Source organism: Streptomyces sp. NPDC005151, assembly GCF_053599875.1.
Genome location: NZ_JBSFYR010000073.1, coordinates 21980 through 39599 on the forward strand (window position 1 = coordinate 21980; position 17620 = coordinate 39599).

The following is a 17620-nucleotide window of genomic DNA, read 5'->3' on the forward strand; positions in this document are numbered from 1 at the left end:
AGCCTTGTTCAGCGTGCGGAGATGCGTTGGAATGGCCGGGCCGACTGCGGAACTTCGGCGTGGCGCGTTCGATGCACAAAGGAGAGGCATTGATGATCCCGTTGTCGTTCGCACAGCGTCGCCTATGGCTATTGTCCCAGTTGGCGAATTCGGGCCTCACCTACAACAACGTCATCACGTTGTCGCTGCGCGGCCGCTTGGACGTCGCGGCCCTGAGTGCGGCTTTGCGGGATTTGCTGACCCGGCACGAATCGCTGCGCACCGTTTTTCCGGCCGTGGACGGCGAGCCTTACCAGCGAATTCTCGATCCGGGCGATCTCGACTGGGAGTTGGCGGTGCGCCAGGTCGCGCCCGAGGACGTGGCCGGGGCCGCGCTGGAGGAGGCCCGGGCCACCTTCGACCTGTCCTCGCACGTGCCGATCCGCGCGACGCTGCTCGCGACGGCGCCGGACGAGCACGTGCTGATCCTGGTCCTGCACCACATCGCCACCGACGCCTCGTCCCACCGTCCGCTGGGACGCGACCTGTCGACGGCGTACGCGGCGCGGGTCCGCGATGCGGCGCCGGAGTGGGAGCCGCTGCCGGTGCAGTACGCCGACTACGCCCTGTGGCAGCGCGAGCTGCTGGGGGAGGAGTCCGACCCGGACAGCCGGATCTCGGTCCAACTGGACTACTGGCGGCGGACGCTGGCGGGAGCACCGGAGGAACTGGCGCTGCCCGCCGACCGGCTGCGTCCGCCGGTGACGAGCCATCTCGGTCACCGGCACCCGTTCCGGGTGCCGGCCGAGACGCACGCGCGGCTGCTGGACCTGGCGCAGTCCGAGGGCGTGACGGTGTTCATGCTGGTGCAGGCCGCGCTGGCGGTGACGCTGTCGCGGCTGGGCGCCGGCACCGACATCCCCCTCGGCGCGGCGACGGCGGGGCGCACCGACCAGGCGCTGGACGACCTGATCGGGTTCTTCGTCAACAGCCTGGTGCTGCGCACGGACCTGTCGGGCGACCCGGACTTCCGTGAGGTGCTGGCCCGGGTCCGCCGGACAAGCCTGGGCGCCTTCGCGCACCAGGACGTGCCGTTCGAGCGGCTGGTGGAGGAACTGGCGCCCGAGCGGTCGCTGACCCGGCACCCGCTGTTCCAGGTCATGCTGACCGTACGGAACGCCGCCGAGGCGGTGCTGGACCTGCCCGGGGTCGCCGTCGAGCCGCTGCCGTCGAACCTGCCGGTGGCCAGGTTCGACCTCGATGTGATGATCGGCGAGGCGTTCGACGCGCACGGTCGCCCCGACGGGCTGGTCGGCGACGTCGTCGGCGCCGGCACCCTGTTCGACGCGGCGACGGTGACCAGGATCGCCGGCTGGTTCGTACGGGTATTGGAGACGGTGGCCGCCGACCCGGGCATCCGCCTGCACGCGGTGGACGTGCTCGACGCGGCGGAGCGCGACCGCGTCCTCGTCGCGTGGAACGACACGCAGACGGATCTGCCGGGTGTCCCGGTCCTCACGTCGTTCGAGCGACAGGTCGTGGCCACCCCGGACGCCGTCGCCGTCGTCCAGGACGACCGAACGACCAGCTACGCCGAACTGGACGAGCGGGCGCGCCTGCTGGCGGGGACGCTGGCCGCGCTGGGAGTCGGGTCCGGTGCGGTGGTGGGGTTGTGCCTGCCCAGGGGCGTCGACGCCGTGGCGGGCCCCCTGGCCGTATGGAAGGTCGGGGCGGCCTATCTCCCGATCGATCCGGCCAACCCGGCCGAACGGATCGGGTTCATGCTGGCCGACAGCCGGGCGGTGGCCCTCGTCAGCACCGAGGACCTCCTCGACGCCCTCCCCGTGGCACGTATGCCGGTGATCGCGGTCGACGCCCTCGACCCGGCGTCGGTCGCGGGAGAGTTCGCGGCCGCGACGCCCGGCGCCGCCGAGCTGGCGTACGTGATGTACACCTCCGGGTCGACCGGCAGGCCGAAGGGCGTCGCCGTCACGCACGGCGGACTCGCCAACTACGTGACCTGGGCCGCCGCGGCCTATGACATGGGACGCGGCGGCGCCGTGCTGTACTCGTCACTGGCCTTCGACCTGACGGTCACCAGCCTGCTGGTGCCGCTCGCGGCGGGCTCGGCGATCTCGGTCAGCGAGGACGGCGGCGTCGAGGGACTGGCCGAAGTACTGCGCTCCGGCGGTGGTTTCGACCTGGTGAAGGTCGTCCCTGCGCACCTTCCGATGCTCGCGGAGCTCCTGCCCGCCGACCGGCTGCGGGACGCGGCGCGGCGCTGGGTGGTCGGCGGCGAGGCGCTGCCGGGCCCGGCCGTGTCGTCCTGGCTGGAGCTGGCCCCCGAGACGGTGGTGGTGAACGAGTACGGTCCGACCGAGACCGTGGTCGGCTGCTCGGTGTACGAGGTACGGGCCGGTCAGCGGGTCGAGGGCGTGGTGCCGATCGGGCGGCCGATCGCCAACACCCGCCTGTACGTGCTGGACGAGGGGCTTGCTCCGGCGCCGGTCGGGGTGGCCGGGGAGTTGTACGTCGCCGGGGCGGGGCTGGCCCGCGGCTACGTGGGCCGTGCCGGGCTGACCGGAGAGCGGTTCGTGGCGTGCCCGTTCGGCGCGTGCGAACGGATGTACCGGACCGGGGACTTGGCCAAGTGGACCTCCGACGGTGAGCTGGTGTTCCTGGGCCGCGCCGACGAGCAGGTGAAGGTGCGCGGTTTCCGGATCGAGCCCGGCGAGGTGGAAGCGGCTCTCCGCACGCACCCCGCCGTGGGACAGGCCGCGGTGGTCGTACGGGAGGACGCGCCGGGTGATACGCGGCTGGTGGCGTACGTCGTCCCCACCGACGCCGACGGCGGCGTCGTTGACGGCGAGGGCTTGCGGGAACTCGTCGCGCGCGGACTGCCGGACTACATGGTGCCGGCCGCCTTCGTCACGCTGCCCGAGCTGCCGCTGACGGCGAACGGCAAGCTCGACCGCAAGGCGCTCCCGGCCCCGGACTACGCGGCAGGCGCCGGGACCGGACGCACCGCCACGACCGTTCAGGAAGAGCTGCTGCGCGGGGCGTTCGCCGAAGTGCTGGGGCTCGAGGCGGTGGGGGCGGACGACAGCTTCTTCGAACTCGGCGGGCACTCCCTGCTCGGCGTCCGGCTGCTGTCGCGCATCCGCGTCGTACTGGGCGCGGAACTGCCGCTGTCCGTCCTGTTCGAACGGCCCACGGTGGCCGGGCTCGCCCGATGGCTCGCCGAATCGCGCGCGGGCCGGGTGCGGCTGGAACTGACGGCCGGCGCCCGTCCGAAACGCCCGCCGCTGTCCTTCGCGCAGCGCCGGCTGTGGTTCGTCGGCCAGCTCGAAGGCCCCAGCCTCGCCTACAACACCACCGCGGCGGTCCGCCTCACGGGTGAGCTGGACGTCCGCGCGCTGGCGGCGGCGCTCCGGGACGTCATCGCGCGCCACGAACCGCTGCGCACCGTGTACCCGACTGCCGACGGCGAGCCGTACCAGCAGATCCGCGACATCCGGGACGTGGACTGGGACCTGGCGGTGCGCCGGGTCGACCCGCCCGGCGTGGCCGAGGCCGTGGCGCGGGCGACCCGGCACGCGTTCGACCTGGCCGAGGAACTGCCGTTCCGGGCCTGGCTGTTCCAGACCTCCGACGAAGACCACGTGCTGGTCCTCGTCTTCCACCACATCGCCAGCGACGGATGGTCGATGGCGCCGCTCGGGCGTGACGTGTCGACGGCGTACGCGGCGCGGGTACGGGGCGAGGCGCCCGTATGGGCGCCGCTGCCCGTGCAGTACGTCGACTACGCGCTGTGGCAGCGGGAGTTGCTGGGGGACGAGTCCGACCCGGACAGCCTGCTGGCGACCCAGATCGAGTACTGGCGGCGGACGCTGGCCGGGGCCCCGGCAGAGCTGGCGCTGCCGACGGACCGGCCGCGACCGGCGGTGGCGAGCCGCCGCGGGCACCGGGTGCCGTTCCAGGTGCCGGCCGAAGTCCACCGGCGGCTGGTCGAACTCGCCCGCGCCGAGGGCGCGACGGCGTTCATGGTGGTGCAGGCCGCCCTGGCCGTACTGCTGTCCCGGCTCGGCGCCGGAGCGGACGTGCCGATCGGCATCCCGGTCGCCGGCCGGGCCGACGAGGCGCTGGAAAACCTCGTCGGATCCTTCGTCAACACACTCGTGATCCGTACCGACCTGTCGGGGGACCCGGCCTTCCGCGAGGTCCTGGCACAGGTCCGGGAGGCGAGCCTCGGCGCGCTGGCGCACCAGGACGTGCCGTTCGAGCGGCTGGTCGAGGAACTGGTCACGACCCGGGCGCTCGGCCGCCACCCGCTGTTCCAGGTGATGCTCACCGTGCAGAACGTCGAGCGCGCCGAACTGGAGCTGCCCGGCCTGCGGATGGCCGCCGGCACGACCGACGTGGACGTGGCGGCCGCTCCGGCGTCGCGGTACGACCTGCACTTCACCGTCGGGGAGACGTTCGACGACCAGGGACGTCCGGCGGGGCTCCGCGCGCTGGTGACCCTGGCCGAGGACCTGTTCCACGCCGAGACGGCGGACCGGATGGCCGCCTGGTTCGTCCGGGTGCTGGAGGCGGTGACCGAGACCGCGGACGTCCGGCTGCACGCGGTGGACGTGCTCGGCGCCGAGGAGCGGGACCGGCTGCTCAACCGGTGGAACGACACCGCCGTACCCGACGCGCGCCCGGCGGTCATCAGCCTGTTCCAGGACCAGGTGGCCGCGACCCCGGAGGCGACGGCCGTGGTGGCCGGCGACACCAAGGTGACCTACCGGGAGCTGGCCGCGGGCGCCGACCGGCTGGCCCGGTACCTGCGCGGCGCGGGAGTGGGCGCCGAATCCGTCGTGGGGCTGTGCCTGCCGCGCGGCGTCGAGATGGTCACCGCGATTCTGGGCGTGTGGCAGGCCGGCGCCGCCTACCTGCCCATCGACGGTCAACTGCCCGCCGAGCGGGTGGCGTTCATGCTCGCCGACAGCGGTGCGCGGGTGCTCCTCGCGGACCGGGACGCGGGCGCGGGGATCGGCGGAGACCGGTCCGCGGGTGTGCCGGTGGTGTGGATCGATGAGGCGCACCGCGCGGGGGAGCCCGCCGGAGTCGAAGCCGCCGCGTCGGCTGCGTCCGCGATGTCGGCCGTGGTGGATCCCGCGGGACTGGCCTACGTGATGTACACCTCGGGTTCGACGGGCGCGCCGAAGGGCGTCGCGGTCACCCACGGGTCGCTGGCCAACTACGTGGCCTCGGCGTCCGAGCGGCTGGAGTGGACCGGCGCGGGAGCGCGGTACGGGCTGCTCCAGCCCCAGGTCACCGACCTGGGCAACACCGTGGTCTTCATCAGCCTCGCCACCGGCGGGCAACTGCACGTCCTGGACCAGGAGTCGGTGACCGACCCCGCCGCCGTGGCCGCGTACCTGCGCGACCAGCGGATCGACTACGTCAAGGCGGTGCCGTCCCACCTGGCCGCGCTGTCCGCCGACTCCGGAGTGGACGCCGTGCTGCCCGCCCGCTCGCTCGTGCTCGGCGGGGAGGCCGCACCCGCCGCCTGGACGCGCGATCTCGTGGCGGCGGGCCAGCGCGTGTTCAACCACTACGGGCCGACGGAGACCACCATCGGAGTGGCCACCGCCGAGTTGTCGCCCGCGGTCGTGGCCGACGGCGTGGTCCCCATCGGCACACCCATAGCCAACACCCGGCTGTTCGTGCTCGACGACGTGCTGGCCGCCGTGCCGACGGGTGTCGCCGGCGAGCTGTACGTCGCCGGGGCCGGGGTCGCGCGCGGCTACGTGGGGCGGCGCGGGCTGACCGCGGAGCGCTTCGTGGCCTGCCCGTTCGGCTCCGGGATACGGATGTACCGCACCGGCGATCTGGTCAAGTGGACCGCCGGCGGGCAGCTGGTGTTCGTCGGCCGGGCCGACGCCCAGGTGAAGATCCGCGGCTACCGCGTCGAACCCGGCGAGGTCGAGGCCGTCCTGCTGGAGCACCCCGCCGTCTCCCGCGCCGCGGTGGTCGTCCGCGCGGACGGCGACCGGCTCGTCGCGTATGTCGTGCTCACCGGAAACGAGTCCCGAAACGAGTCCGTCAACGGGGAGCTGCGGGAGTTCGTGGCGGCGCGGCTGCCCGAGTACATGGTCCCGGCGGCGTTCGTGACGCTGGCCGAGTTGCCGCTGACCGGCAACGGCAAGCTGGACCGCGGGGCGTTGCCCGACCCCGACGACGTCACCGCCACCGTCCCCAGCCGGGAACCGGCCGACGCGACCGAGGCCGCACTCTGCGAGATCTTCGCGCAGGTCCTCGATCTGGAGGCGGTCGGCGTGCACGACAGCTTCTTCGACCTGGGAGGCCACTCCCTGCTCGCGATCCGGCTGCTCTCGCGGATCCGGGTCAGGCTGGGCGCGGAAGTCAAGATCAGGACGCTGTTCGAGGCGCCGACCGTGGCCGACCTGGCGGCGCGGCTCGCCGGTCCCCAGCCCGACCGAGCCCGCCTCCCGCTGCGGGCGGGCACCCGCCCCGAGCGCGCTCCGCTGTCGTTCGCGCAGCAACGCCTGTGGTTCCTGAGCCGGATGGAAGGACCCAGCCCGGCGTACAACATCCCCCTCGCCGTACGGCTGACCGGCGCGCTGGACGCCACCGCGCTGAACGCGGCGCTGCGGGACGTCCTCACCCGCCACGAACCGCTGCGCACCGTCTTCCGCTCCGAGGACGGCGAGCCGTACCAGCACATCCTCGACCCGCGCGAACTCGACTGGGATCTGCCGGTGTCCCACGTGGCACCCGACGACCTCGCCGACGCCATCGCGCGCGCCGCGAATTACGCGTTCGACCTGTCGGTGGAACTGCCCATCCGCGCCTGGCTGTTCGCGCTCGGGGCGGACGACTGGGCCCTGGTACTGGTCATCCATCACATCGCCACCGACGGCTGGTCACACGCCCCGTTCGCCCGTGATGTGTCGGTGGCGTATGCGGCGCGGTCGCGTGGTGAGGCCCCGGTGTGGGAGCCGTTGCCGGTGCAGTACGCGGATTACGCGCTGTGGCAGCGGGAGTTGCTGGGTGCGGAGTCGGATCCGGCGAGTCTGCTGTCGGCGCAGGTCGACTACTGGCGTCGTACGTTGGCCGGTACGCCGGAGGAGCTGGCGTTGCCGGTGGACCGGCAGCGCCCGGCGGTGGCGAGCCATGCCGGGCACCGGGCGGCTGTGCGGGTGCCGGCCGAGGTGCACCAGCGCCTGGTCGACCTCGCGCGGGCCGAGGGCGCGACGGCGTTCATGGTGGCGCAGGCCGCGCTGGCGGTGTTGCTGTCACGGCTCGGCGCGGGCACGGACGTGCCGATCGGTTCGGCGGTGGCGGGTCGTACGGATGAGGCGCTGGACGATCTGGTCGGGTTCTTCGTCAACACGCTGGTGATCCGGACGGATCTGTCGGGGGACCCGGAGTTCCGGCACGTGGTGGGCCGGGTGCGTGAAGCGAGCCTGGGCGCGTTGGCGCATCAGGACGTGCCGTTCGAGCGGCTGGTGGAAGAGCTGGCTCCGGCGCGGTCGCTGGCACGGCATCCGCTGGTCCAGGTGATGCTGACTCTGGGGAACGTGGAGCGCGCGGCACTCGAACTGCCCAGCGTCCGGGCCGAGGCACTCGACGGGTCGGGGAACGCGGCACGGTTCGACCTGGAAGTCCACCTGCGCGAGACCTTCGACGACCAGGGCCGGTCCGCCGGGCTCCACGGCAGCCTGAACGCGTCGGTGGACCTGTTCGACGCGCGGACGGCCGAGGCCATGGCCCACCGGCTGGCGCGGGTGCTGGACCAGGTGACCGCCGCCTCGGACGTCCGGCTGCACGCGGTCGACGTGCTCGGCTCGCGGGAGCGGCAGCAGGTTCTCGCCGAGTGGAACGACACCGCGGTCCCCGTCGGACCGGCGACGCTGCCGGAGTTGTTCGAGGCCCAGGTGCGCCGGACCCCGGACGCGGTCGCCGTGGTGTTCGAGGGCACCGAGTTGACGTACGCGGAACTCGACGCCCGTGCGGAACGGCTGGCGCGCCGTCTGGCCGGGCAGGGCGTGGGTCCTGAGGCGGTCGTCGCCGTGGTGCTGGAGCGCGGCGTCGAACTGATCGTGGCGCTGCTGGGCGTCCTGAAGGCCGGGGCGGCCTACCTGCCGGTCGATCCCGGTTACCCCGCCGAGCGCGTGGCCCTGCTGCTGGCGGACGCGGCGCCCGCGGTCGTACTCGACAACCCCGAGACCGTGGCGCGGCTGTCGGTCTCCGACGATGACGCCCACGGCGACGACGCCCAGGTCGCCCATTCGCGGCGGGTGGCGGCGGGCACGTCGCAGCACGCGGCGTACGTGATCTACACGTCCGGGTCCACCGGGCGGCCGAAGGGCGTGCTGGTCTCGCACCAGAGCATCGTCAACCGCCTGGTCTGGATGCGCGACCACCATCGGATCGGCAGCGGCGACCGGGTGATGCAGAAGACCCCGATCGTCTTCGACGTGTCTGTGTGGGAGCTGTTCTGCACGTTGATCTCGGGCGCGACGCTTGTCGTGGCGCGACCCGGAGGACACCGGGACCCGGGCTACGTGGCGGACCTGATCCGTACGCAGCGGGTCAGCGTGCTGCACTTCGTGCCGTCCATGCTGGACGCGTTCCTTCAGCACTCCGGTGGGGGCGACTTGCCGAGCCTGCGGCAACTGGTATGCAGCGGCGAGGCGTTGTCCCTGGAGACCCAGTCGCGGTTCTTCGCGGCGTTCGACGGCGTCGAACTGCACAACCTCTACGGCCCGACCGAGGCCGCGGTGGACGTCACCGCCTGGCCCTGCGACCCGGAGCAGAACGACGGCCCGGTCCCGATCGGCGCTCCGGTCGCCAACACCCAGGTCTTCGTCCTGGACGACCATCTGGTGCCGGTGGCGCCCGGTGTCACCGGAGAGCTGTATCTCGCCGGTGTGCAGCTGGCCCGGGGGTACCTGGGCCGTGCGGGACTGACGGGCGAGCGGTTCGTGGCGTGCCCGTACGGGTCGGGCGCCGGTGAGCGGATGTACCGCACCGGGGACCTGGCCCGGTGGACGACCGACGGGCACGTGGTGTTCGCGGGCCGGGTGGACGACCAGGTCAAGGTCCGCGGATTCCGGATCGAGCCGGGCGAGATCGAGGCCGTGCTGCTGACCCACCCGGACGTGAGCCAGGCCGCTGTCGTGGCCCGCGAGGACATCCCGGGGGACCGGCGGCTGGTGGCGTATGTCGTGCCCGCCGATGACGCCGCTGACCTCGATGGTGTACACGCTTTCGTAGCGGGTCGGCTGCCTGAGTACATGGTCCCGGCTGCCTTCGTCACGCTGGCCGGGCTGCCGCTGACCGCGAACGGAAAACTGGATCGCCGAGCGCTGCCGGCCCCCGAGTACACCGCGGGTGAGGGCCGCGGCCCGGTCACGGTACGCGAAGAGATCCTGTGCGAGGTGTTCGCGCAGGTGCTCGGCCTGGACGCGGTAGGAGTGGACGACGACTTCTTCCGGCTCGGCGGCCACTCACTGCTGGCGATATCGCTGGTCGACCGGTTGCGGGCCCGCGGCGTACCCGTACCGGTACGAGCCTTGTTCGAGACGCCGACCCCGGCGGGCCTGGCCCGCGCGGCCGACGCCGAGCCGGTGGTGGTCCCGGAGAATCTGATCCCGGCCGGCGCGCGGCAGATCACCCCGGAGATGTTGCCGCTGGTGGAGCTGTCGCAGGCCGAGGTCGACCGGGTGGTCGCGGCGGTCGAGGGCGGCGCGGCCAACATCGCGGACGTGTACCCGTTGACGCCGTTGCAGGAAGGCATGCTCTTCCACCACCTGCTCGTCGACGACGGCGCCGACGTGTACGTCACCGCCCAGGTGGTGGAGTTCGACACGCGCGACCGGCTGGACTCGGTCGCGCGGGCGTTGCAGCAGGTGGTGGACCGGCACGACATCTACCGGACCGGAGTGGTGTGGGAAGGCCTGCCGGAGCCCGTCCAGGTGGTGGCGCGCCACGCGGTCCTGCCCGTCGTGGAGCACACCCTGGACCCCGCCGACGGCGACCCGTCCACCGCACTGCTCGCCGCGGCGGGCTCGATGATGGACCTGGGCCGCGCGCCGCTGATGGACCTGCATGTCACCGCGCTGCCGACGGGCCGGTGGCTGGGCCTGGTGCGGATGCACCACATGGTCCAGGACCGACTGAGCCTGGACGTGCTGCTCCAGGAACTGCGGGCGATGCTGTCCGGGCAGGCGGATCTGCTCCCGGCGCCGCTGCCCTTCCGCGACATCGTCGCGAAGACCCTGGGAGTCTCCCGGGCCGAACACGAGCGCTTCTTCGCCGAACGGTTCGGCGACGTCACCGAACCGACCGCCCCGTACGGGCACCTCGACGTGCGGAGCAGCGCCACCGACGTGGTGTCCGAACTGGTCCCCGTGGACGGCGACGTCGTCCTCCGGCTGCGGGAGGTCGCCCGGCGTCTCGGGGTCAGCCCGGCGACGGTGCTGCATGTGGCGTGGGCCCGGGTGCTGGCGGTGGTGTCGGGCCGTGACGACGTGGTGTTCGGCACGGTGCTGTTCGGGCGGATGAACGCCAGCGGCGGCGCCGATCGCGTGCTGGGCCCGTTCATCAACACGCTGCCGGTGCGCGTACGGACCGGCCGGTCGGGTGTCCGGGCGGTGGTCGAGCACATGCGGGCCCAGCTCGCGGGGCTGCTGGATCACGAGCACGCTCCCCTTGCGGTGGCGCAGCGCGCCAGCGGGATCGTGGGCGACGCACCCCTGTTCACGTCGCTCTTCAACTACCGGCACGTATGGCGAGGAGCCGACGACGCCGGGCGGCGAGCGTTCGAGGGCATTCGCAGCGTCCTCATCCGGGAGCGGACCAACTACCCGCTGAGCGTGGCGGTGGACGACCTTTCCCGCGAAGAACTGGTCATCAACGTCCAGTCGTTCAGCTCAATCGACCCGGGCGCGGTCGGCCGCCTGATGCGCACGGCCGTGGAGAACACGGTCACCGCTCTCACCGAGACGCTCGACGGCGGCCCGGAGGCGGCCCTGGGCGAGGTGGCGGTCCTCGATGCGGGTGAGCGGGATCGGTTGTTGGTGGAGTGGAATGACACGGCGTCTGATGTGGGCGGTGTGTCTGGTGTTGTGGGGTTGTTTGAGCGGTGGGCGGTTGCTGCTCCGGGTGCGGTGGCGGTGGTCGCTGACGGCGTGGAGTTGTCGTATGGGGAGTTGGATGCGGCGGCGAATCGGCTGGCGCACTATCTGCGCGGCCAGGGTGTAGGTGCGGAGTCGGTGGTGGGGCTGCGGTTGCCGCGTGGCCTGGAGATGGTCGTCGGGATTCTGGGGGTGTGGAAGGCGGGGGCGGCGTATCTGCCGGTTGACGCCCAACTGCCCGCTGAGCGGGTTGAGTTCATGCTGGCGGATGCGGGTGTGGGGCTGGTGGTGGGCTCGGAGGAGTTGGGCCTGTCGGCGGGTTCTCCCAGCACGGTGCCTGAATTGGACACTGATCTGGCGGGGTTGGCGTATGTGATTTATACGTCGGGTTCGACCGGGACTCCGAAGGGTGTGGGGATCTCGCACGGATCGCTGGCGAATCTGGTGTCGGTGTTCGGGCCGGTGATGGGTGCCGGTCCGGGGATCGGGGTGTTGCAGTTCGCGTCGTTCAGTTTTGACGCGTCGGTGCTGGATGTGGCGGTGGCGTTGTCATCGGGTGCCACGTTGTGGATCGCCAGCGAGGAGCAGCGGGAGCAGCCGGAGCGGTTGCGGGAGCTGGAGGGCGTACGGGCGGCGAGCGTCGTGCCGTCGCTGCTGGGCGTTTTGCAGCCGGAGGATCTGGCGCGGGTGGAGACCCTGCTGGTGGGTGCCGAGGCGATCAGCGAGCCGTTGGCGCGTACGTGGTCGTCGGGTCGGCGGCTGGTGAACACCTTCGGGCCCACGGAAGCGGCCGTGATGGTGGCAGCCGGAACCGTGGACGCAGACCGGCCGGGTCCGGTGCCGTTCGGCCGGCCGATCGCCAACACCCGCCTTTATGTGCTCGATGACGCGCTTGAGCCGGTGCCGGTGGGTGTGGCCGGGGAGCTGTATGTCGCGGGCGCCGGTCTGGCCCGCGGGTACGTGGGCCAACCCGGTCTGACGGGTGAGCGGTTCGTGGCGTGCCCGTACGGCTCCGGGTCAGGCTCGGGTGAGCGGATGTACCGCACTGGTGACCTGGTGAAGTGGGCGCCGGATGGTCAGTTGGTGTTCGCCGGGCGGGCGGATGAGCAGGTCAAGGTCCGTGGGTTCCGGATCGAGCCCGGTGAGATCGAGACGGTGCTGCTGACGCACCCGCAGGTGGCCCAGGTCGCGGTGGTCGCTCGCGAGGACGTCCCGGGGGACAAGCGCCTGGTGGCCTATGTCGTACCCGCTGACGACGCCGCTGACCTTGATGACGTACGCGCTTTCGTGGCACGGCAGTTGCCGGACTACATGGTCCCGGCCGCCGTCGTGGTGCTGCCGGAACTGCCGCTGACCGCCAACGGGAAGCTGGACCGCAGGGCCCTCCCCGTACCGGAGTACACCGCAGGCGGTGGACGAGGCCCGGCCACCGTACAGGAGGAGATCCTCTGCGCGGTGTTCGCCGAGGTTCTCGGTCTGGAGTCGGTGGGGGTGGACGACAACTTCTTCCGGCTGGGCGGGCATTCGCTGCTCGCGGTGTCGCTGGTGGAGCGGTTGCGTGCGCGGGGTGTGTCGGTGTCGGTGCGGGCGCTGTTCGAGGCTCCGACGCCGGCCGGGCTGGCGGGTGCGGCGGGGGTCGTGCCGGTGGTGGTGCCGGAGAATCTGATCCCGGCCGGCGCGCAGCAGATCACCCCCGGGATGTTGCCGCTGGTGGAGCTGTCCCAGGACGAGATCGATCGGGTGGCCGCCACGGTCGAAGGCGGGGCGGCCAATATCGCGGACGTCTATCCGCTGGCGCCGTTGCAGGAGGGCATGCTCTTCCACCACCTCATGGCGGCCGATGGCGAGGATGTCTACCTCACCGCGCGCACGTTGGAGTTCTCCACCCGGGATCGTCTGACCGAATTCGTGGAGGCGTTGCAGCAGGTCGTGGACCGGCACGACATCTACCGGACCGGTGTCGTATGGGAAGGGCTGCGGGAGCCCGTCCAGGTGGTGTGGCGGCACGCGCTGCTGCCCGTCGTTGAACACGAGATCGACAGCAGGCAGACGGATGCCCTGATAGCCCGGGCGGGCTCGGTGATGGACCTGAGCCGTGCGCCGTTGATGGACCTGCACGTGGCCGAACTGCCGGAAGGCCGGTGGCAGGCGCTGGTGCGGATGCACCACATGGTCCAGGACCACCTGGGCATGGACGTCCTGTTGCGGGAGCTCCGGGCGGTGCTTGCCGGTGAGACGGAGCGTTTGGCGCCCGCGTTGCCGTTCCGGAACTTCGTGGCGCAAACACGGCGAGTGCCGCGCGCGGAACATGAGCGGTTCTTCGCCGAGCTGCTGGGCGATGTGACCGAACCGACCGCTCCGTACGGACTGCTCGACGTCCGGGGTGACCGCGCTGACGTCGCTTCTGGGCTGCTGCCGCTGCCCGGTGAGATGGTCGCGGCCTTGCGGCGGGTGGCGCGGCAACTGGGCGTCACCCCGGCGACGGTGCTGCATGTGGCGTGGGCTCGGGTGCTGGCGGTGCTGTCGGGTCGTGACGACGTGGTGTTCGGGACGGTGCTGTTCGGGCGGATGAACGCCGGTGAAGGCGCCGACCGGGTGCTTGGCCCGTTCTTCAACACGCTGCCGGTACGCGTGCGGACGGGCAGCGTGGGCGTCCGGGCCGCTGTCGAACTGATGCGGGCCCAGCTTGCGGCGCTGCTGGAGCACGAGCACGCTCCGTTGGCGGCAGCGCAGCGTGCCAGCGGGATCGTGGGCAACGCGCCGCTCTTCACCTCCCTGTTCAACTACCGGCACTCTGACCAGCAGCCCGATGCTGCCGGGCAACGGCAGGTCGAGGGCATCCAGCAAGTCTCTCTCCGAGAGCGGACCAACTATCCGCTCACCTTGGCCGTCAACGATCTCGGCCCTGACCGTCTCAGCCTCAGCGTCGAAGCCCTGGAGCCGATCGACGCCGGTGCCGTCGGCCGCTTGTTCCGCACAGCGCTGGAAAGCGTGCTGGTTGCACTGGCTGACACGCTCGACGGCGGTCCGGACATCGCTCTCCAGAAGGTGCTCGTCGTTGATCCGGGTGAGCGGGATCGGTTGTTGGCGGAGTGGAATGACACGGCGTCTGATGTGTCTGCTGCCCCGGCGTTGTCGGTTGTGGGGTTGTTTGAGCGGTGGGCGGCGACGGCGCCGGACGCGGTGGCGGTGGTCGCTGACGGGGTGGAGCTCTCGTATGGGGAGTTGGATGCGGCGGCGAATCGGCTGGCGCATTACCTGCGCGGGATGGGTGTAAGGCCGGAGTCGGTAGTCGGACTGCGGCTTCCGCGTGGCCTGGAGATGATCAACGGGATTCTGGGGGTGTGGAAGGCAGGGGCGGCGTATCTGCCGGTCGACGCTGAACTCCCGGTCGAGCGCGTGGAGTTCATGCTGGCCGATGCGGGTGTGGGGCTGGTCGTGGGCCCGGACGAGCTGGGCCTATCCGCCGGTTCTCCCAGCACATTGCCGCAGGTGGACGCTGACTTGGCGGGGTTGGCGTATGTGATTTACACGTCGGGGTCGACTGGGACCCCGAAGGGTGTGGGGGTCTCGCACGGGTCGCTGGCGAATCTGGTGTCGGTGTTCGGGCCGGTGATGGGCGCGGCCCCTGGTGTGGGGGTGTTGCAGTTCGCGTCGTTCAGTTTTGACGCGTCGGTGCTGGATGTGGCGGTGGCGTTGTCGTCGGGTGCCACGTTGTGGGTGGCCAGTGAGGGGCAGCGCGAGCAGCCGGAACGGTTGCGGGAGCTGGAGGGCGTACGGGCGGCCAGTGTGGTGCCGTCACTGCTGGGCGTGGTGGATCCGGCCGATCTGGCGCGGGTGGAGACCCTGCTGGTAGGTGCCGAGGCGATCAGCGAGACAGCGGCGCGTACCTGGTCGTCGGGTCGGCGATTGGTGAACACCTACGGGCCCACCGAAGCGGCCGTGATGGTGGCGGCCGGAACGGTGGACGCAGACCGGCCGGGTCCGGTGCCGTTCGGCCGGCCGATCGCCAACACCCGCCTTTACGTGCTGGACGACGCCCTTGAGCCGGTGCCGGTCGGTGTGGCGGGGGAGCTGTACGTCGCCGGTTCCGGGCTCGCGCGCGGGTATGTCGGTCGGCCGTCGTTGACCGGTGAGCGGTTCGTGGCCTGCCCGTACGGCTCCGGCTCTGGTGAGCGGATGTATCGCACCGGTGACCTGGTGAAGTGGGCGCCGGACGGTCAGTTGGTGTTCGCTGGCCGGGCGGATGAGCAGGTCAAGGTCCGCGGGTTCCGGATCGAGCCCGGTGAGATCGAGACGGTCCTGCTGACGCACCCGCAGGTGACGCAAGCCGCGGTGGTGGCTCGCGAGGACCTTCCGGGGGACAAGCGCCTGGTGGCGTATGTCGTGCCCACCGACGGGAACGACGGGATCGACCTTGATGGCGTACGCGCTTTCGTAGCGGGGCGGCTCCCCGAGTACATGGTCCCGGTAGCGCTGGTCACGCTGGATGAGTTGCCGTTGACCGCCAACGGAAAGCTGGAGCGTCAGACCCTGCCCGTACCGGAGTACGCCACGGGTGCGGGCCGGGCCCCGGTGTCGGTGCAGGAAGAGATTCTGTGCGCGCTGTTCGCCGACGTCCTTGGTCTGGATTCGGTGGGGGTTGACGACAGCTTCTTCGAGCTGGGCGGGCATTCGCTGCTCGCGGTGCGGTTGGTGTCGCGGATCCGCACGGTGTTGAGCGTCGAGGTCGAGGTCCGGGCGTTGTTCGACGCTCCGACAGTGGCGGGGTTGGCGGCGCGGCTGGCCGAGGGTGTGGGGCAGGCTCGTACGCCGTTGCGCGCGGCGGCTGAGCGTCCGGAGCGGGTGCCGTTGTCGTTCGCGCAGCGGCGGCTGTGGTTCCTGGGCCAGCTCGAAGGGCCGAGCCCGACGTACAACGTCCCCGTGCCGATCCGGCTGAGCGGCGTGGACGCCGTGGCGCTGGGTGCGGCGCTCCGTGATGTCGTTGAACGGCATGAGTCGTTGCGGACGGTCTTCCCGGCCGTGGACGGCGAGCCGTACCAGCACGTTCTCGACGCGCAGGAGCTTGACTGGGCGCTGGAGATCAGCGAGGTCGCGCCCGAGGGCCTCGCCGACGCCGTGGGACAGGCGTCCCGTTACGCGTTCGACCTGTCGGCCGAAGTGCCGATACGGGCCTGGCTGTTCGAGGCTGGGCCGGACGAGCAGGTGCTGCTCGTACTGATGCACCACATCGCCAGTGATGGCTGGTCGATGGCACCGCTGAGCCGGGATCTCTCCGCCGCGTACGCGGCGCGGGTGCGCGGTGAGGCCCCGGTGTGGGCGCCGTTGCCAGTGCAGTACGCCGATTACACGCTGTGGCAGCGGGAGTTGCTGGGTGACGAGTCGGACCCGGACAGTCTGCTCTCGGCGCAGGTGGAGTACTGGCGGCGGGCGCTCGCCGGAGTGCCGGAGGAGTTGTCATTGCCGGTGGAGCGGCCGCGTCCGGCGGTGGCCAGTCATCGCGGTCACGCGGCGGGGTTCCGTGTGCCGGCGGAGGTGCACCAGAGGCTGGCGGAGTTGGCGCGGGCCGAGGGCGCGACGGTGTTCATGGTGTTGCAGGCCGCGCTGGCGGTGACGCTGTCGCGGCTCGGGGCCGGTACCGACATTCCGATCGGCTCGGGTGTGGCCGCCCGTGGTGATGAGGCGCTGGAGGACCTCGTCGGGTTCTTCCTGAACACGTTGGTGATCCGGACGGATCTGTCGGGTGATCCGGAGTTCCGGCAGGTGCTGGGCCGGGTGCGTGAGGCGAGCCTGGGCGCGTTCGCGCATCAGGACGTGCCGTTCGAGCGGCTCGTGGAAGAGCTGGCTCCCGAGCGGTCGATGTCCCGGCATCCGCTGTTCCAGGTGGTCCTCACCTTGCAGAACGTCGAGCGGGCGGGACTGGACATGCCCGGCGTTCAGGCCGGGACGGTATCGGCTCCGGACACCGTGGCCATGGCGTCGGTCAAGTGTGACGTGGACGTGATGGTGGTTGAGCAGCTTGATGGTGGGGGTCGGCCGGCGGGGTTGCGTGGTGTGGTGACGGTGGCGGCGGATTTGTTTGGTGAGGCTGCGGCGGGCCGGTTTGCTGGGTGGTTCGGGCGGGTGCTGGATGGGGTGACGGCTGCGCCGGGTGTGCGGCTGGGGGCGGTGGATGTTCTTGCGGCCGGTGAGCGGGATGTGCTGGTCAGTGGGTGGAACGACACGGCCAGGGCTGTGGTGGGTTCGTCGGTGGTGGAGCTGTTCGAGGGGCAGGTGGCGGCTGTTCCGGACGCGGTGGCGGTGGTCGCTGACGGGGTGGAGTTGTCGTATGGGGAGTTGGATGCGGCGGCGAACCGGGTGGCGCATTACCTGCACGGAATGGGTGTGGGCCGCGACTCGGTGGTGGGGTTGTGTCTGCCGCGTGGTGCCGACCTGGTGGCCGCGATGGTGGGTGTGCTGAAGGCGGGGGCCGCGTATCTGCCGGTGGA

Annotated in this window: 1 protein-coding gene; it reads left to right on the forward strand. The window is 71.3% G+C overall.

Translation table 11 applies throughout. The annotated features are described in order from the left end of the window. Nucleotides 1-140 precede the first annotated feature (140 nt). Nucleotides 141-17620, forward strand: a 17480-nt coding sequence (locus ACWD6R_RS29840) for a non-ribosomal peptide synthase/polyketide synthase (RefSeq protein WP_451821533.1), incomplete at its 3' end; no start/stop codon positions are given.